Source organism: Stenotrophomonas sp. STEN020, assembly GCF_056760195.1.
The window spans coordinates 14729-30821 of sequence record NZ_JBRREI010000022.1; the positions used below are offsets into that span (position 1 = coordinate 14729).

Annotated in this window: 19 protein-coding genes; 10 read left to right on the top strand and 9 right to left on the bottom strand. The window is 63.5% G+C overall.

Going from position 1 to position 16093, the window contains the following annotated elements:
* Window positions 1-200 precede the first annotated feature (200 nt).
* Entirely contained in the window at window positions 201-494 is a 294-nt protein-coding gene (locus tag ACVOLZ_RS11115) for a hypothetical protein (protein ID WP_481516185.1), read from the bottom strand.
* A gap of 656 nt (window positions 495-1150) precedes the next feature.
* Between ACVOLZ_RS11115 and ACVOLZ_RS11120 the strand changes: the two genes are divergently transcribed.
* The 7 genes from ACVOLZ_RS11120 (at window position 1151) to ACVOLZ_RS11150 (ending at window position 8080) form a co-directional block, all read left to right on the top strand.
* Entirely contained in the window at window positions 1151-1600 is a 450-nt protein-coding gene (locus ACVOLZ_RS11120) for an N-acetyltransferase family protein (protein ID WP_481516186.1), read from the top strand.
* 248 nt (window positions 1601-1848) lie between these two features.
* Window positions 1849-2136, top strand: a complete 288-nt coding sequence (locus tag ACVOLZ_RS11125; protein ID WP_481516187.1) for a hypothetical protein — start codon at window positions 1849-1851, stop codon at window positions 2134-2136.
* A gap of 200 nt (window positions 2137-2336) precedes the next feature.
* Entirely contained in the window at window positions 2337-3332 is a 996-nt protein-coding gene (locus ACVOLZ_RS11130) for a C13 family peptidase (protein WP_481516188.1), read from the top strand.
* 87 nt (window positions 3333-3419) lie between these two features.
* Window positions 3420-4796, top strand: coding sequence for an ATP-dependent RNA helicase DbpA (dbpA, locus tag ACVOLZ_RS11135; protein ID WP_481516189.1), 1377 nt, complete (start codon window positions 3420-3422; stop codon window positions 4794-4796).
* A 36-nt stretch (window positions 4797-4832) separates the two neighbouring features.
* Window positions 4833-5924, top strand: a complete 1092-nt coding sequence (locus tag ACVOLZ_RS11140) for a sensor histidine kinase (protein WP_481516190.1) — start codon at window positions 4833-4835, stop codon at window positions 5922-5924.
* Window positions 5921-6628, top strand: a complete 708-nt coding sequence (locus tag ACVOLZ_RS11145) for a LytR/AlgR family response regulator transcription factor (RefSeq protein WP_481516191.1) — start codon at window positions 5921-5923, stop codon at window positions 6626-6628. Before ACVOLZ_RS11140 ends, ACVOLZ_RS11145 begins: the two co-directional genes overlap by 4 nt.
* A 114-nt stretch (window positions 6629-6742) precedes the next feature.
* Window positions 6743-8080: an acyl-CoA thioesterase/bile acid-CoA:amino acid N-acyltransferase family protein gene (locus tag ACVOLZ_RS11150; RefSeq protein ID WP_481516192.1), complete on the top strand. Its 1338-nt coding sequence runs from the start codon at window positions 6743-6745 to the stop codon at window positions 8078-8080.
* Window positions 8081-8087: 7 nt separating this feature from the next.
* On the opposite strand, the gene ACVOLZ_RS11155 is transcribed toward ACVOLZ_RS11150, so the two are convergent.
* The 7 genes from ACVOLZ_RS11155 to ACVOLZ_RS11185 form a co-directional block, all read right to left on the bottom strand.
* The gene (locus ACVOLZ_RS11155) at window positions 8088-8420 is read right to left on the bottom strand and encodes a hypothetical protein (RefSeq protein WP_481516193.1); all 333 of its coding nucleotides are present in this window, start codon (window positions 8418-8420) and stop codon (window positions 8088-8090) included.
* On the bottom strand, window positions 8420-9202 hold the full coding sequence (locus tag ACVOLZ_RS11160) for a thioesterase family protein (RefSeq protein WP_481516194.1): 783 nt from the start codon (window positions 9200-9202) through the stop codon (window positions 8420-8422). Before ACVOLZ_RS11160 ends, ACVOLZ_RS11155 begins: the two co-directional genes overlap by 1 nt.
* Before the next feature lie 35 nt (window positions 9203-9237).
* Window positions 9238-9780: an adenine phosphoribosyltransferase gene (locus ACVOLZ_RS11165; RefSeq protein ID WP_481516195.1), complete on the bottom strand. Its 543-nt coding sequence runs from the start codon at window positions 9778-9780 to the stop codon at window positions 9238-9240.
* A gap of 15 nt (window positions 9781-9795) precedes the next feature.
* Window positions 9796-11358: a protein adenylyltransferase SelO gene (locus ACVOLZ_RS11170; protein WP_481516196.1), complete on the bottom strand. Its 1563-nt coding sequence runs from the start codon at window positions 11356-11358 to the stop codon at window positions 9796-9798.
* A gap of 51 nt (window positions 11359-11409) precedes the next feature.
* Window positions 11410-12102: a glutathione S-transferase family protein gene (locus ACVOLZ_RS11175; RefSeq protein ID WP_481516197.1), complete on the bottom strand. Its 693-nt coding sequence runs from the start codon at window positions 12100-12102 to the stop codon at window positions 11410-11412.
* Between the two features lie 160 nt (window positions 12103-12262).
* On the bottom strand, window positions 12263-12472 hold the full coding sequence (locus ACVOLZ_RS11180; protein ID WP_054659637.1) for a cold-shock protein: 210 nt from the start codon (window positions 12470-12472) through the stop codon (window positions 12263-12265).
* Window positions 12465-12704, bottom strand: a complete 240-nt coding sequence (locus ACVOLZ_RS11185) for a hypothetical protein (protein WP_481516198.1) — start codon at window positions 12702-12704, stop codon at window positions 12465-12467. Before ACVOLZ_RS11185 ends, ACVOLZ_RS11180 begins: the two co-directional genes overlap by 8 nt.
* Before the next feature lie 77 nt (window positions 12705-12781).
* On the opposite strand from ACVOLZ_RS11185, the gene ACVOLZ_RS11190 reads away from it, so the two are divergent.
* The gene (locus ACVOLZ_RS11190; RefSeq protein ID WP_481516199.1) at window positions 12782-13267 is read left to right on the top strand and encodes a YaiI/YqxD family protein; all 486 of its coding nucleotides are present in this window, start codon (window positions 12782-12784) and stop codon (window positions 13265-13267) included.
* A gap of 3 nt (window positions 13268-13270) precedes the next feature.
* Here the strand turns inward: ACVOLZ_RS11190 and ACVOLZ_RS11195 are convergent, their stop codons facing one another.
* On the bottom strand, window positions 13271-14140 hold the full coding sequence (locus ACVOLZ_RS11195) for an RluA family pseudouridine synthase (RefSeq protein ID WP_481516200.1): 870 nt from the start codon (window positions 14138-14140) through the stop codon (window positions 13271-13273).
* Window positions 14141-14203: 63 nt separating this feature from the next.
* Between ACVOLZ_RS11195 and ACVOLZ_RS11200 the strand changes: the two genes are divergently transcribed.
* Both ACVOLZ_RS11200 and ACVOLZ_RS11205 read left to right on the top strand, forming a co-directional pair.
* Window positions 14204-14752: a YaeQ family protein gene (locus ACVOLZ_RS11200; RefSeq protein WP_481516201.1), complete on the top strand. Its 549-nt coding sequence runs from the start codon at window positions 14204-14206 to the stop codon at window positions 14750-14752.
* A 6-nt stretch (window positions 14753-14758) separates the two neighbouring features.
* A complete protein-coding gene (locus ACVOLZ_RS11205) occupies window positions 14759-15949 on the top strand; it encodes a BaiN/RdsA family NAD(P)/FAD-dependent oxidoreductase (protein ID WP_481516202.1) in 1191 nt (396 codons plus the stop codon).
* Window positions 15950-16093 lie beyond the last annotated feature (144 nt).

Below are 16093 nucleotides of genomic sequence, written 5' to 3' on the forward strand. Positions count from 1 at the left end.
GGGGCACCTGCCCCCAACGACGAATCACATGCCCCCACTGACCGATATGGCCATCCGGAAGGCCAAGCCCACCAGCCGCACACAGCAGTAGTTCGACGGCGGTGGACATGGAGACTTCCCCCAAAGACGGCCGGCGCTGGGACCTGAAGTACCGTTTCGACTGCAAGGAAAAGCGGTTGGCCTTGGGCGTCCACCCCGATTTAGTGCCGCTTGCCCTCGCCCAGGCCCTGGTCGAGTTGGTGGCCCCCAACGTTGGCACCGCACCACATCACCGTATCTCCGAAACCCCAGGTGTGGCCGAGGGCCAGCGGTGCAGCGGACTTCAAAAGTCGAAGGTAGCCATCCTGCCACTCCATGCCCGTAAAGCCGGAGGCAGTGGCAAGGAAGGAGAAGCTGCTTAGCGTTCCGCTGTTGTCGCTGTACATGCCGCTGACGTGCCTACTCACGTCCATCGCAATGGTGACCTGCGCGTCCTGACCCGCTTTAAGTGTCACGCCCCGCCCAGTAAAAAGCCCCGCACTAGGCGGGGCAGATATTATTGCGCGCTATTAACTAGCGGCAAGATTCAACGGCTTCTTTGTACTTTCCGTAGCCCACTGTATTGAATCTAGGTCGATAGGCAACCCTTGATCCCGCGCCATTGGGCGAAACCTCTACCGCGACAGTTGGATTTCCTAGTGTCGAAGCGACGAGAATTGTTGAATCACCATCCCTAACCGTCTGGATGGAAGGAAGAAGTTCGTACAACTTGGGGTTGAAGCAGCCAATGAAATCATCCGGCGTCCTGTTTGAGTCCATGACAAGCGCAGGCTCCTTGTTTCGCAAAAGCAGCCTGTCTAGACGTGAAGCTCCCGTGCAAAGCAGTACAGCCAATAGTGCCGCAATCACATACTTCACTGGTCACCCCCTATGGTGTGGAATGGGGATGTTACCTCAGGCACTCCATGATCAGGCCAACCAATGCCCCTTGCCATCTACGATGGTGTACAGCACCTACAGCGCGGTTGAATCTGGATTGCGCCGCGTCATGAAGTGATCTTGCTTCATGTTGATGATCGTCCGATTGCTATGCAGCAGCTGTGTCACCAACCCAGCCCAACCACATCAGCCATGCTCGAAGCCATTGGAACCAATCGCAAGGAAATAGAAAATGGGAATTTCCGTTCGCCCTGCCACTGCTGCTGACATTGAGCCCGTCGCCTCGCTCTTTGATCAATACCGACAGTTCTATGGTCAACCTTCCGATCCCGGCCTGGCCCGGGTATTCATTGGTGCCCGCCTGCGGGAGGGATCCTCCCTTATCTTGGTTGCCCCTGATTCCGAAGGCCACCTTTTCGGTTTCACCCAACTCTATCCGCTGTTCGATTCCGTTGGAGCTACGAAGAGCTACGTTCTTTACGACCTGTTTGTATCTCCAGACGCTCGCCGCCTGGGCGTGGCCAGAGAACTGATGATTGCTGCCGTTTCTGTTGCAAAGGAACTTGGCGCTGGGCGGATTGAGCTGCAGACCGCAAAGGACAACGTTCCAGCGCAAAGACTCTATGAGGGTCTCGGGTGGGCACGGGACAACGACTTCTACATCTACGCGATCACACCGTAAGACAGCACCGATCTTGGCCGACCAGACAAGCCGCCCAAGATCAGCCCATCCACACGAACCTCACGTCGACATCGGCGCGCGCCTGATTGGCGATTCAAGCGCCCTTTGGCCCCCTTCCAGCCCTCTTCAACATACGGCCTTGTCAGATAAATCCTAGTCTCAACAAGGTGTATCCCTCATTGATGTAAGGGCATCCCCGACAGCACCATTGCAGACTCTTGGCTGTCCGCCATCGCTCCGGGTGCTGTATGGACTACGAGAAGTTGCGCGATCACTTCGACGTTCTGGCGCAGCAGGTCGTGCAGGACGCCACCTCGCTTGGCGAATACGAGCGCAAGCAGAAACTGCTGGAGATGCATCAACTGGTCGACAGGATCGTCGAGGTGGTGCCGGACGATGACGAACAGGCCAGCATCCTGTGCCGGCTGGAAGACCTGGTGTACCGCGCCAACAGCGCCATCAATGCTGCCGAGCAGCTTGAGAACCTCAGGAAGAAGTCCGCACTGGCCTATGGCTGGTCGTTACAGGCGGACTGAGCATCAACCCGACCGATAGGGAGCAGCCCTGACGGAATTTACCCAGTCACAGCGCGCGCTGCAGACATCCGCAAGCCGCCTGCTACGCATCCAGGCTTCAACTCCGGCACCATAGCCATCAAGGCTGCCTACAGGCAGCCACTGGATGCAGCACGGTCGGCACGACCTTGCCGCCATACCCACCGTCATGGATTACGGCAATGGCAGCCCAAAGCAGCTCGCAGCATTCCCCTCCCCGGCTGATCAAAGCCATCGCAAGCGTATTACTGGCAACCTGTGCGGCCTGGCCTGCATTCGCCGGCGCAGCGGAGGAACCGGAGCGGCGGGCCACCACGCCCAAGCTTGAAGGCAGCCAGCTCTCGATGCTGGACGCCGCATTGGCAAGCCTCCCCGCCCAGCGCCCCGGAGTGACCGATATCTACGTGCTGGGCGTGGCCGGCGATACCGACGAAGACGTATTCACCAATGAGGTCGCCTACCTGCGCGAGCTGTCCACCAAGCGCTGGGGTGCCGAAGGCCGCATGGTCAGCCTGGTCAACCGGCCCGCCCTTGGCCATGGCGGCCCGCCGCAGGTTCTGGCTACCGCCGACAGCATCGGCCATGCGCTGAACGGGCTCGGGCAAAAGCTGGACCCGAATGAAGATGTGCTATTCCTCTACCTGACCAGCCACGGCCTGCATGACAACAGCGTCTACCTGCACACCGGCCGCGACCAGGAAGACTATCTGGCACCGGCACAGCTCGCGCGGATGCTGGACGAAGCGCAGATCGGCAATGCGGTGATCGTGGTCTCGGCCTGTTTCTCGGGCGCCTTCGTACCGGCACTCATGTCTCCGCAGCGCATGGTGATCACTGCCGCGCGCAAGGACCGCCCCTCCTTTGGCTGCGGCAATACCGATAGCGCCACCTGGTTTGGCCGCGCCTTCCTGGTCGAGGCCCTGAACGCTACCAATGACTTCGCCCACGCCTACACACTGGCTGCAGGCAGCGTCCGCCGCCGCGAGAAGGAGCAAGGCGAGCTCCCCTCCGAACCGCAGTTCAAGAACGGCAAGGCGTTGGCTACCGCGCTCGAACAGTGGCGTGCAGGCTTGCCGGACACACCTGCCGTGCCCTATCCCTTCGTTTACCAGCGCCCAACCGGGGCCAAGACCGTCACGCCCAAGAGCAAGCCCGTCAGCAACAATCGCAAGGATTGAGTTCGTCCCACGGACGCTAGATGAAGCCGCCGGTGGTACCCATTCAGGATGGCAAGCGCCGCCGCCCGGCTTCTGCGAAAATACGGCATGACTGACTTCTCTTCCCTGCCGCTGTCGCCGGCACTCGCTCCTGGCATCGACGCGCTGGGCTATACCTCGATGACGCCGGTACAGGCGCTGGCCCTGCCGCCGATCCTGGAAGGGCGCGACGTGATCGCGCAGGCCCCGACCGGCAGCGGCAAGACCGCCGCCTTCGGCCTTGGCCTGCTCAACCGGCTCGACCTGTCCGTCAGCCGCACCCAGGCGCTGGTGCTGTGCCCTACCCGCGAACTGGCCGACCAGGTCGGCAAGCAGCTGCGCAAGCTGGCCACCGGCATCCCCAACCTGAAGCTGCTGATCCTCACCGGCGGCATGCCGCTGGGCCCGCAGCTAGCCTCGCTGGAAGCCCATGACCCGCAGGTCGTGGTCGGCACCCCCGGCCGCGTGCAGGAACTGGCGCGCAAGCGTGCATTGAACCTGGGCCAGGTCCGCAGCTTCGTACTGGATGAAGCCGACCGCATGCTCGACATGGGCTTCGAGGAGCCGATCCGCGAAATCGCCGGCCGCACCCACAAGGACCGCCAGAGCCTGCTGTTCTCGGCGACCTTCCCGGAAGCGATCCGCGAACTGGCCCGCGCCCTGCTCAACGAGCCAGTCGAAGTGACCATCGATGGCCAAGCCGAGGCACCGGCCATCCAGCAACTGTTCTTCGAAACCGAGCCGGCCAACCGCCAGAAGGCACTCGGCGGCTTGCTGCTGAGGTATACGCCGGAATCGGCAGTGGTGTTCTGCAACACCCGCAAGGACGTGGACGAAGTGGCCAACTCACTGCGCCAGTTCGGCTTCTCGGCGTTGGCGCTGCATGGCGACATGGAACAGCGCGACCGCGACGAAGTGCTGATGCAGTTCTCCAACCGCAGCTGCAACGTGCTGGTCGCCAGTGACGTGGCCGCACGCGGCCTGGACGTGGAAGACCTGGCTGCCGTGGTCAACTACGAGCTGCCGACCGACATCGACACCTACCAGCACCGCGTTGGTCGTACTGGCCGCGCCGGTCGCAATGGCTTGTCGCTGAGTCTGGTTGCAGGCCGCGAGCGCAGCCGTGCCGATGCACTGGAAGCGCAGCAGGGCAAGCCACTGAACTGGCAGAAGACCCCGCTGGCAACCGCGCGTCCGGCAGAGCTGCCGCAAGCGGCGATGACCACCCTGCGCATTGATGGCGGCAAGACCGACAAGCTGCGCGCTGGCGACATCCTCGGTGCACTGACCGGCGATGCCGGGCTGTCAGCCAAGGCGATCGGCAAGATCGATATCTTCCCCACCCGCTCCTACGTGGCTATTGCCCGTGAGCAGGTTGGCAAGGCCTTGGCACGGCTGGAAGCCGGCAAGATCAAGGGCAAGCGTTTCCGCGTTCGCAAGATGTAAGCGGGCGCCGGCCCAGCCCGGCGCTTGCACGCACAAATGTCTACCCGGCCTGATTCCGGCATTTCCAGCTCTGCTGGAGACACGCATGCCACGGCGTTCCCGTGGCGTGCGGTGTGTGCTGGCTGGTTGCTGCTGACCCTGGTCACCTTGCCAGCGGTGCAGCTGACCGGGCCTGCGGCAGGCAGCACAACACTGGCCTCACTGGCTCGATCACTGCTGTTCCTGCTCGGCATCTACAGTCCCTGGCTTCTGGCAACACCGGTTCTTTGGCAACTGTGCGCGCGCTGGCCGCTGGGCATGGGCAACGACGCCAAGGCGACGAGCAAGCTGCTGGCCGCCGGTATCTGCATCATTCCGGCGCTGTCACTGATTGGCTGGCTGTTCGGCTACTACCTCTCGCAACTGGCGCTGCCTCGCGTGTTGCCGGACAACTGGCTGCACGCGGTTGTCGCCACCAGTCTGTTCGCGCTGCCCACCTACATCGGGGTCGTCGGCATCGGCCAGACACTGGCCTATATCCGCCGCTATCGCCGCCGTGGCGAACTGCTGGCTCAGGCGCGCGAGCAAGCATTGCGGGCACGCCTGAATCACCATTTCCTGTTCAACGCACTCAATGCGATCGGCGCACTGGGTTACCGCGATGCCGGGCGCGCCGATGCTGCGTTGGCGCAGCTGGGGGAGTTGTTGCGCAATTTGCTGCAGAGCGAACCCTTCGTCGCCCTGCGTGACGAAGTAGCGCAGGCCATGGCCTTCGTCGAACTGCAGCAACTGCTGCTGCAACAGCCCGTACAGGTGCAGTTGCAGGCCAGCACCGAGGCTTGGGAGGCGCGCGTTCCCAGCCTGCTGTTGCAGCCATTGATGGAAAACGCCGTGCGTTTCGCCAGCGCCGCGGGTACGGGCGACGCCACGATCAGCATGCAATTCGCGTCGCGGGATGATCAGCTTTACCTGCAGATCCGCAACCCGCTTGGCGACGCCGCAGCCGGCATGGGCATCGGCCTGCAAGCCAGCCGCGAACGCCTGCTGGCGATCTACGGCGAGCGTGCCACGCTCCACGCGCAACGCGATGGTGCGCACTATCAGGTGCGCATCCAACTACCACTTGTCGCCAGCGAGCAGGCAGCATGATCCGCACTCTACTGGTCGACGATGTTGCCTTGGCCCGTGACAAGCTGCGCCATCTATTGGGCGCCCATGCGGATATCCAGATAGTCGGCGAGGCATCCAGCATCGCGCAGGCCCGCACGCTGCTCGCGGAAACGCAGATCGACCTGTTGCTGCTGGACATCCAGCTGCCCGATGAAGATGGCCTGCAACTAGCGCGCAGCTTGCCTGCCACTGCACCAGCCATCATCTTCACCACCGCCCACGCCGAGCACGCGCTGGCTTCCTACGAGCTCGGCGCCATCGACTATCTGCCCAAGCCACTGGATGCGAGTCGGCTCGCTATTGCGCTGGACCGACTACGTCGGCATCTATCACGCGAGGTCATCAATCCGCTGGCACCACTTTGCATCCGCAATGGCAGCCGCAGTGACTACGTGTCACCGACCGACATCGACTACATCGACAGCGCCGGCCACTATGCCTGTCTGCATGTCGGCAAGCAGGTGCACCTGTTGCGCGAGAGCATCGGCCGCCTCGCCGAGCAGCTGGCGCCGGCCGGCTTCGTGCAGGTGCAGCGCGCGGTTATCGTCAATTGCGCAAGGGTCCGCAGCCTACTGCCGCGCCGCAATGGTGACGCGACGCTGGAATTGCTCGATGGCACCCAGCTGCCGCTGAGCCGGATTCATCGCGAGACATTTGAAGCAAAGATGCATCAGCGCAACTGATCGCGCACGGTTCACGCCAAGCTCTGCACCGCCTGCGCCATTGGCGGCATCAACATGTTCCGGCGCAGTCGCGGCAGCGGCAACATCGCAGGCCGCCTCTCGCTCACAACATCAATGCTCAAGCATCTAGTGCTTCCGCTGCTGCTCAGCTACAGCTCCCTCGCCCTCGCCGCCGAACTGCGCGTACATCCCGTGGACGGTCCAGCCGATCAACCGGTACAGATCAGCGTTGCCGGGCTGCTGCCAAGCCAAGCGGTGAAGCTGCAGCTTTCCATGCAGGACAGCAGCGGCAACCGCTGGCTTGCACACGCCAACTACCGTGCCGATCACAACGGCATCGCCGATACCGCCACTGCCGGCGCCGAGGCAGGCAGCTACGCGGGTGTCGATGCGATGGGATTGTTCTGGTCGATGCGGCCGGAATCGGGCAAGGGCCGACCCACGCCACTACCCATGCGCCATGAAGCCGACGGCCTGCGCCATGCGCCAGCAACGATGCAATTGGAGGCTTTCGTCGATGGCAAACAGATCGGTGAACAGACATTGCTACGGCGGATCAACGCGGCAGACGTCATTGCCACGCCATTGCAACTGCACGGCGTGCTGGGAAATCTCTATCACCCTGCAGGAGCTCTGGACGATGGCCGCCGACATCCTGTCGTGATCACCCTGGGCGGCGCCGAAGGCGGCATCGATACCGCGAATCTGTATGCCGCCTGGTTAGCGTCCAACGGTTTCCTCGCCGTGGCTGTTGCCTATTACCGGATGCCCGGACTGCCCAAGGATCTGATCCGCGTACCGATCGATCCGGTCAGCAGCACGGTCGATTGGCTGCGCACCCAGCCCTTTGCAGGCAGGGTCGGCGTGATGGGCGGCTCCTGGGGCGGCATCGTGGCGATGGCGGCAGCAGCACATGATCCACGTCTGCAGGCGGCGGTGTCGTGGGTGGGCAGTCCCGCACCGTTCCGTGGCATTCGCCGTGATGTGCCGCCGGCTGATTTCCGCGCGGTTGATGAGCCCGCTCTAAGTATTGGCGGCCGCGACCTGCCCTTCCTGCCGTATGTGGAAAAGCTGAACTGGAATCAGCCCGGCGCGCATGCTGCGGCGTTGGAGCAGGCGATGCTGCCAATCGAACGCATCAACGGCCCACTGCTACTGGTCGCAGGCGGTGACGATCAGCTCGGTGTTTCCGGCGAGATGGCTGCATTGGCGATGCAGCGCCTACAACGTCGCACTGCGCCACAACCAGACACCCTGCTGTACTACTCGGACGCCGGTCACCTGATCACTCCCTTCCTGCAACCCACCACCTTCCGCAGCGACACCGGTCCTTACATCCCGGTTGGCGGTACTGCAAAAGGCTATGCCCGCGCCGACCAGCAAAGCGGCCCGGCAGTATTGGCATTCCTGCGGCAGGCGCTGGCCGAAGGGGAGATCCGGCTGACGCGCTGAACCTGCTTCAGGCAGCGCGAGCGCGCATCGTGACCCTAAATGCCGCGGCAACAATCGCCACGCTGGCCGCGACAAAAAGCGCCAGCGCGGTGCCCTCGCCCATTCCGCGATGGATCAGCAGGATGTAAACGCCAATGCAGGTCGCCAGCGCAAACAAGGGCCACGCAGCACGGCGGAATACGCGCCAGAGCAGCACAGCGCTCAGCAGCCAGCCACTGGCAAACGCCACCGGGTCCAGCGCTGGTGAAAATTCATACACATTGCAGATGACGAACCACGCGCTCCAGCCGAGCATCGCCAGCAGCAACGACAATCCACCCAGCCAGCGCGCGGCGCGCATCAGGCAAACACCGCCACGCTCTGACGGCCACGCATCACCACCCGACCCTGCTCATCCCAGACCTGCATGTCCTGCGACGAATAGCCATCACGCGCATGCTGGCTGAAGGAACGCAGCAGGAACCATTCGCCATGCGGCGCAGGCTCAAGCAGCTCTACGTTCCAGGTGATGGAGCTGATCGACGCAGGCGCACTGAAGCTGGTGAATGCTGCCGGCGGCATCGCATCGCCCATCGCGATCAGAGCCACGGCAGGATCTACTCCACCGGCATCCCGATGGCGGATCCAAGTCAGCAACTCGGGAAATTCTGCAGCCGAAACCGGCATCGCGCCACCGGCAGGACGCATCTGGAAGTTGCGGGTAAAGGCGGGCGCAAACGGCATCGCCGCCAAATCGAAATCGCGGTACGCGGCGGGCCCCTTGGCCGGCAGCTCGCCGGCGAAATCATGCGCAATCGCGCTTTCGCGGGCGCGGCCGAACACCAGCGACAAGCGTGCCGCCAAGGCGTCGTCGGAGTATACGTCCACACCGACATTCACCACCGACTTGCCCTCACGCAGCACCGCCGGTACGAATCGCAGCAGGCCAGCCGCAGGGCCGATGAAGGTCACCTGCATCGAGCGCAGCGGCGGCAGCTGTTCTGCATGGCTCTGCATCGCCGCGGCCACACCCAGCGCACTGAGCACGCCGCCGTAGGCGGTACGCCCCTGGCGCCAACTGTCAGGGAGCAGCAGCCCTTGTCCAACATCGAAGGAAGACAGCAGCTCACTCAACGTCGGCATTCGGAACTCCGCAGGTTTGGGGTTGGATCAGGTGCTCAGTAAACCAGTGTAGCGGTCAGCGGCAAACCATCCGGCCAGCGCTCACGGCCACCAAGTCCATCCAGCTCGACCAGCACCGCGCCACCGACAACCTGCGCCTCAAGCTGCGCAGCCAGCTGCAGGGCCGCAAGCAAGGTGCCGCCAGTAGCCAGCACGTCATCGACCAGCAGCACGCGCGCCCCCGGCGGCGTTGCGCCGACACTGACTTCGATACGATCGGTGCCGTACTCCAGCGCGTATTCCTGCTTCAAGGTCGCACCCGGCAGCTTGCCCGGCTTGCGCACAGGCACGAAGCCCACGCCCAGCTCCAGGGCCAATGCGGTGCCGAGAATGAAGCCCCGTGCCTCCACGCCCAGCACCGCATGCAAGCCAGCGTCACGCCACGGCTCGGCCATGGCCTGCACGGCGGCACGGAAGCAGGCGCCATCGCCCAGCAGCGGGATGATGTCCTTGAACAGGATGCCGGGCTTGGGGAAGTCGGCGATGTCGCGGATCGGGCGCGACCATTCGGGGTAGGCAGAGGTGGTCATATCAGTCATTCAAGAAGAAAGTGCTCAGGAGCTGCACGACAGCATCGAGCAGCCGGCGCGGTCGCGCGCCCATTCCGGGCGCTTGCCGGCAAATGCCTCGCGCCCGGGTTGTTCGTCGTAAGGATGCCGCATCACGTCCAGCAAGTCCGTGATTCCGGCCAGATCGCCTTGTTCGGCACGGTCGATGGCCTGCTGCGCCAGCCAGTTACGCAACACGTACTTGGGGTTGGCTGCCTGCATGGCATCACGACGCTGCTGCGGCAGCTGCCCAGCGGCCCGCACTCGTGCCGCGTAGCGCTGCAGCCACGCGGTCAGCGCCGGCAGCACCTGCTCGCGGGCGGTCGGCGAGTAGAAGGCCTGCTCCAGCGGAGCTATCTCCGGGGCGTTGACATCAATGGCCGCCAAGGCGCGGAACGCCAGCGACATATCCATCTCGCCTTCCTGCAGCAGTTGCTGGAATTGCGCCATCAGCTCGGCGTCGCCGTCGCGGAATTCGCCAAGGCCGAGCTTGGCGACCAGGTGAGCACGCTCTTCGGCTTCGTAGCGTTCACGGAAGCCATCCAATCCGGCCTGCAGCGGTGCCACCTCGGCAAACAATGGCGACAGCGCCTGCGCCAGTCGCACCAGATTCCAATACGCCACCTGCATCTGCGTACCAAAGCGGTAGCGACGGCCCTGCGCGTCGGTGGTGTTCGGCGTCCAGTCTGGATCGTAGTTCTCGACCCAGCCGTAAGGGCCGTAATCCAGGGTCAAACCAAGAATGGACATGTTGTCGGTGTTCATCACCCCATGCACGAAGCCGACCCGCATCCACTGCGCCACCATCACCGCGGTGCGCGTGCAGACCTGCGCGAACCAGTCAGCGTACAGCGCCTCACCACTGCCCGGCAGCTCGGGGAAGTCGCGGGCGATGCAGAAATCGACCAACTGCCGCAGCAGCGCGACATCGCCGCGCGCCGACGGCAGCTCGAATGTGCCGAAGCGGATGAACGAAGGCGCGACCCGGCACACCACCGCGCCAGGCTCGGCCTGCGGATGGCCGTCGTAGAACATATCGCGCATCACCGCATCGCCGGTGCCGACCAGGCTCAATGCACGGGTGGTGGGCACGCCGAGATGATGCATGGCTTCGGAGCACAGGAACTCACGCAGCGACGAGCGCAGTACCGCGCGGCCATCGGCTCCGCGCGAGTACGGGGTCGGACCAGCACCTTTGAGCTGCAGCTCCCAGCGCTTGCCGTCAGCCAGCAACTCGCCCAAGGAGATGGCGCGGCCATCGCCGAGCTGCCCGGCCCAATGGCCGAACTGATGGCCGCCGTAGTTGGCCGCCCACGGCTGCATGCCGGCAAACAAGGCGTTGCCACCGAATACCTCGGAAAATTCCGGACTTGCGATCGTTGCCGGGTCGAAGCCAAGCTGGGCTGCGACATCGGCCGAGTGCGCCAACAAGCGCGGCGCGGCTACCGGCGTCGGCATTACCGCCGACCACGCGGCGCCCAGCACCTCGCGGCGGCGCGCGCCGGTTTCGGGGTCGCCGGGCAGCTCGCGCTGGAAGCGGTTATCAAATTGCGGGGACGTGTCGTTCATCATCTCAACGTGGGGGCTGGCGGCCGCTGCTGCAAGCTCGGCCCGCCGTGCTCAGCGAGCGCCGCCAATAAGATCCAAGGTACCGCCGCGCTGCTCGGCCCGCTGATAGGCAGGTCGTTCGACGATACGTGCCAGGAAGGCCTGCAGTTTCGGGTAGTCGGTCATGTGGCCGGCGCGGACTGCCGCTGCCTGGATCGGGAAACTCATCTGGATATCGGCCGCGCTGAAGTGCTCTCCGGCGAACCAGGTGGATTTGGCCAGGGCCTGCTCCATCCAGTTCAGGTGCAGACGCAGCTGCGGGCTGATGAAACTCCTCATCACCTTGTCGACGATGCTGTGGGCAATCGGCTTGGCGAAGAATGGCAATGGCGCCTTGCGTACTTTCGCGAATACCAGGCTCATCACCAGCGGCGGCATCGCCGAGCCTTCGGCGTAGTGCATCCAATAGTGATATTGCAGCCGCTCTGGCGCCTGTACCGGCAAGGGCTGCGGCGACAGACTGCGCTGCAGGTCGTAACGGTCAGCCAGGTACTCGAGGATGGCCCCGGATTCGGCCAGGATCAGCGTGTCGTCCTGCAGTACCGGCGACTTGCCCAGCGGATGCACCTTGCGCAGTTCCGGCGGTGCCAGCCAGGTCTTGGGGTCACGCTTGTAGCTGACCAGCTCGTAGTCCAGGCCAAGCTCTTCCAGCATCCACAGCACGCGTTGCGAACGCGACTGTTCCAGATGGTGCACCGTGATCATCACCGGCTCCGTGCAATCGAAATCGAAACCGCATCCTAACCAAGGCCAGCGGAACCCAGCATCACTCCGCTACGACGTCGCGGCACAAAAAACACAAACAAAAACGCCGGAAGCTTTCGCTTCCGGCGTTCCAAGCAACCTTACGGTAGCAAGGGGTCGATTAGACCGCCTGCACCTGGTCAGCCTGCATACCCTTCTGGCCCTGCACGGCGACGAAAGTCACCTTCTGGCCTTCCTGCAGCGACTTGAAGCCGTTGCCCTGGATGGCGCGGAAATGCACGAACAGGTCCGGGCCGCTTTCCGGGGTGATGAAGCCGAAGCCCTTAGCGTCGTTGAACCACTTGACAGTGCCGGTCTGACGATCAGACATGTACTAACTCCTGAAACATAAGTTGAAATAATCGCGGCCACCGGGTATCGGGGCCGAGACTGAGTTGCAGGCGTTGGTAAAGCGGATCGATGAGCCGATCAAGAAGATCAACTGCATCAGGCCACGATTCACGGTGACCCTTGCAAGCACAGTGGGATGGACGATACGCCGCTTTGTTCCAAAAAGCGATATTTACCGCATTCAGAAATTCAATATGGTTCAGTTCGGCCATTAAGTTGCTGAAATCAGTCAATTTTCTGGCGATAGCTCGATAACAGCAAAGTCGGCAAATCCAATAGACTGCGCGGCATGAGCCCTGAAGACGCCGTTTCCGCCACCCGTTCGGCCACCCAGATCTGGGTCGATGCCGATGCCTGCCCCGTGGTGATCAAGGAAATCCTGTTCCGTGCTGCCGAACGGGCCAAGGTCGAGACCGTGCTGGTCGCCAACCAATGGCTGCGCACCCCACCCTCGCGCTTCATCCGCGCCATGCAGGTGCCGGGCGGACCCGATGTTGCCGACGACGCTATCGCTGAGCGGGTGAGCGCAGGTGATCTGGTTGTTACTCAAGACATTCCTCTGGCAGCACGCGTGCTGGAGAAGAATGCCGTCGCACTGAACCCGCGCGGCGAGCTCTATACCGCCAACACCATTGCCGAGCGGCTGTCGGTGCGCAACTTCATGGAAGAACTGCGCGGAGCCGGCGTTCAGACCGGCGGCCCGGCGACCTTGCACGCACGCGACCGCCAGGCCTTTGCCGCACAGCTCGACCGTTGGCTGGCGCAGCGACGTTGAAACTCACACCAGCTCACGCGCACTACAGAACTCGCGCGGCTCCCCGCTGAGTGGGTCGATGAAGGTCAAGCGCCGCGCCAACAACTGCAGCGGCTGCCGATAGTCATCCGGCGCGCGTTCGATCACTTGCGGGTAGAAGTCGTCACCTAGAATCGGTGCACCCAGCGCCGCCATATGCACGCGCAACTGGTGCTTGCGCCCGCTCACCGGCTCCAGCGAATAGCGCCAGACATCACCACGCCGCTCGATGACATCCACCCGGCTCAGCGCATTGGCCTCGCCCGCCAGCTCAGCCATGCGGAAGAACGGCTCGCCACGGCCAATGCGGCTGCTTCGCAGCAGCGGGAACTGCAGCGCTGGCAAGGCCGGGGCCAAGGCCTCATAGCTCTTGTCGATGCGTCGCTCGGCGAATAGCCGTTGATACGAAGCACGCGTATCCGGGTTGCAGGAGAACAAGACCAAGCCGGCGGTGCCGCGATCAATACGGTGCAGCGGCACCAGCTCGCGATTGCCAGTGCTGGCGATCAGACGCGCAAGCAGGGTCTGGCGCACAAAGCGGCCGGCCGGGGTGACCGGCAGGAAATGCGGCTTGTCAGCCACCAGCAGATGCTCGTCCTGATGCAGGATCTGCTCGGCAAACGGCACTTCCGGCTCGTCAGCAACCTCGCGGAAGTACTGGATCTCCTGCCCTGCCCGCCACGGCTGCGCCGGCGTCAGCGGCTGGCCGTCGCCACCCAGCACCCTGCCCCGCGCAAACCGGTCCAACCATTGCGCCTGACTTATCGCCGGAAAGCGCGCGCACAAACCCTCCAACAGGCTGGCCCACGGGCCTGGCGCGAGTTGCAGGCGGCTTGGCAGATCATGATCAGGCACGTTGAAACGGGTCCGTTGAGGGGCCAGGCATTATGATGGGCGGTCTTTGTACCCGGTATTCCCATGGCCCTCACCGCCACCATCCGCAAGGCCGAGCTGCAGATCAGCGACATGGACCGCGGCTACTATGCGACCCATAACCTGACCCTGGCCCAGCATCCCTCCGAAACCGACGAGCGCCTAATGGTGCGCCTGCTCGCCTTCGCCCTCAATGCAGAGGACCGGCTGGAGTTCGGCAAGGGCCTGAGCAGCGAGGACGAGCCGGACCTGTGGCAGCAGGACTACACCGGCGATATCGAGCAGTGGATCGATCTGGGCCACCCGGACGAATCACGCGTGCGCAAGGCCTGCAACCGCAGCCGCCGCGTGCAGATCGTCAACTACGGCGGCAATGCCTCCGATATCTGGTGGCAGAAACAGGGCAAGCACCTGACCCGTTTCAACAACCTGTCGGTGGTCGATCTGCCGTCCGCGTTTGTCGAACGCTGGGGTGAGCTGGTGCAGCGGGCAATGCGCTTCAGCGTGCTGATCCAGGATGGCGAGGTGCAGATCCTCAATGATCAGATCCAGCTGGACGTGATCCCGGTCTGGCGCAAGCGTCCGGCGGAGTAAGCAGTGGTGGCAGACAAGGTAATCCGCTGCGACGTACTGGTGATCGGCGCAGGCGCGGCCGGGCTGATGTGTGCGCTCACCGCCGGCCAGCGCGGCCGTATCGTGCAGGTGATCGATCATGCCAACAAGGTTGGCAAGAAGATCCTGATGTCCGGCGGTGGCCGCTGCAACTTCACCAATACCGGCACCACCGCAGCGAACTTCATTTCGAACAACCCGCATTTCTGCAAATCGGCGCTGGCGCGCTATACGCCAGCCGATTTCATCGAGATGGTCGAGCGCCACGGCATCGCCTATCACGAGAAGGAGCTGGGTCAGTTGTTCTGCGATATCTCGTCCAAGCAGATCGTAAAGATGCTGCTGGACGAATGTTCCGACGCAGGCGTGCAGATCCGCACCGACTGCGGCGTGCAGCAGATCGAGCGTGGTGCCGATGGCTTCCATGTGCGTACCGCGCAGGGCCAGTTCCACAGCGCTTCAGTGGTGATCGCAACCGGCGGCCTGTCGATCCCGAGCATGGGCGCCAGCGGCTTCGGCTACGAGGTGGCGCGCAACTTCGGCCATGAGCTGCTGCCAACCCGCGCCGGCCTGGTACCGCTGACCCTGAGCGGTACCCACCAGCAGCGCTTTGCCGAGCTCAGCGGCGTTGCCCTGCCGGTGGAGGCGCGCTGCAACGGCCAGAGCTTCCGCAACTCCATGTTGATCACCCACCGCGGCGTCAGCGGCCCGGCGATCCTGCAGATCTCCTCGTACTGGCAGCCAGGCAATGACCTGCGGCTGGACCTGCTGCCCGATCACGATGCAGCTGAATGGCTGCGGCAGATGAAGCGCGAGCGCGGTGCCTCCGAGCTGCGCACCGTGCTGTCCGAAGTCATGCCGCGGCGGCTGGCCCTGCGCCTGTGCGAGCAATGGCTGAAGGACAAACCGATGCGGCAGATGGACGAGCCCGAGCTCAAGGCCGCCGCCAGCCTGCTGTCCGACTTCCCGTTGGTGGCCAGCGGCACCGAGGGCTACCGCACCGCCGAGGTCACGTTGGGCGGCGTGGATACCCGCAAGGTGTCGTCATCGACGATGGAATCGCAGCTGGTGCCGGGCCTGCACTTTGTCGGCGAGGTACTGGATGTGACCGGTTGGCTGGGCGGCTACAACTTCCAATGGGCCTGGGCCTCCGGGCGCGCCGCCGGCATGGCCGTGTAAGCGGATTCAGCAAACGGATCCATCGAGTCATAAGTACCCTCACACGGCCGGGTGCAGCACCTGCTGATATGCGCTGCGGCCGGTGGCGACGACGGCCTGAAGCCGGCCTTGAGACTACACTCACGGGAGTACGTCACAGGCAAG

Coding starts and splice junctions, on each gene's coding strand:
- ACVOLZ_RS11185 (WP_481516198.1), bottom strand. CDS start 12,704: ATGGCCGAACTGAACCATATTGAATTTCTGAATGCGGTAAATATCGCT.
- ACVOLZ_RS11150 (WP_481516192.1), top strand. CDS start 6,743: ATGCTCAAGCATCTAGTGCTTCCGCTGCTGCTCAGCTACAGCTCCCTC.
- ACVOLZ_RS11125 (WP_481516187.1), top strand. CDS start 1,849: ATGGACTACGAGAAGTTGCGCGATCACTTCGACGTTCTGGCGCAGCAG.
- ACVOLZ_RS11140 (WP_481516190.1), top strand. CDS start 4,833: ATGTCTACCCGGCCTGATTCCGGCATTTCCAGCTCTGCTGGAGACACG.
- ACVOLZ_RS11165 (WP_481516195.1), bottom strand. CDS start 9,780: ATGACTGATATGACCACCTCTGCCTACCCCGAATGGTCGCGCCCGATC.
- ACVOLZ_RS11155 (WP_481516193.1), bottom strand. CDS start 8,420: ATGCGCGCCGCGCGCTGGCTGGGTGGATTGTCGTTGCTGCTGGCGATG.
- ACVOLZ_RS11145 (WP_481516191.1), top strand. CDS start 5,921: ATGATCCGCACTCTACTGGTCGACGATGTTGCCTTGGCCCGTGACAAG.
- ACVOLZ_RS11170 (WP_481516196.1), bottom strand. CDS start 11,358: ATGAACGACACGTCCCCGCAATTTGATAACCGCTTCCAGCGCGAGCTG.
- dbpA (WP_481516189.1), top strand. CDS start 3,420: ATGACTGACTTCTCTTCCCTGCCGCTGTCGCCGGCACTCGCTCCTGGC.
- ACVOLZ_RS11175 (WP_481516197.1), bottom strand. CDS start 12,102: ATGATCACGGTGCACCATCTGGAACAGTCGCGTTCGCAACGCGTGCTG.
- ACVOLZ_RS11190 (WP_481516199.1), top strand. CDS start 12,782: ATGAGCCCTGAAGACGCCGTTTCCGCCACCCGTTCGGCCACCCAGATC.
- ACVOLZ_RS11160 (WP_481516194.1), bottom strand. CDS start 9,202: ATGCCGACGTTGAGTGAGCTGCTGTCTTCCTTCGATGTTGGACAAGGG.
- ACVOLZ_RS11120 (WP_481516186.1), top strand. CDS start 1,151: ATGGGAATTTCCGTTCGCCCTGCCACTGCTGCTGACATTGAGCCCGTC.
- ACVOLZ_RS11180 (WP_054659637.1), bottom strand. CDS start 12,472: ATGTCTGATCGTCAGACCGGCACTGTCAAGTGGTTCAACGACGCTAAG.
- ACVOLZ_RS11130 (WP_481516188.1), top strand. CDS start 2,337: ATGGCAGCCCAAAGCAGCTCGCAGCATTCCCCTCCCCGGCTGATCAAA.
- ACVOLZ_RS11200 (WP_481516201.1), top strand. CDS start 14,204: ATGGCCCTCACCGCCACCATCCGCAAGGCCGAGCTGCAGATCAGCGAC.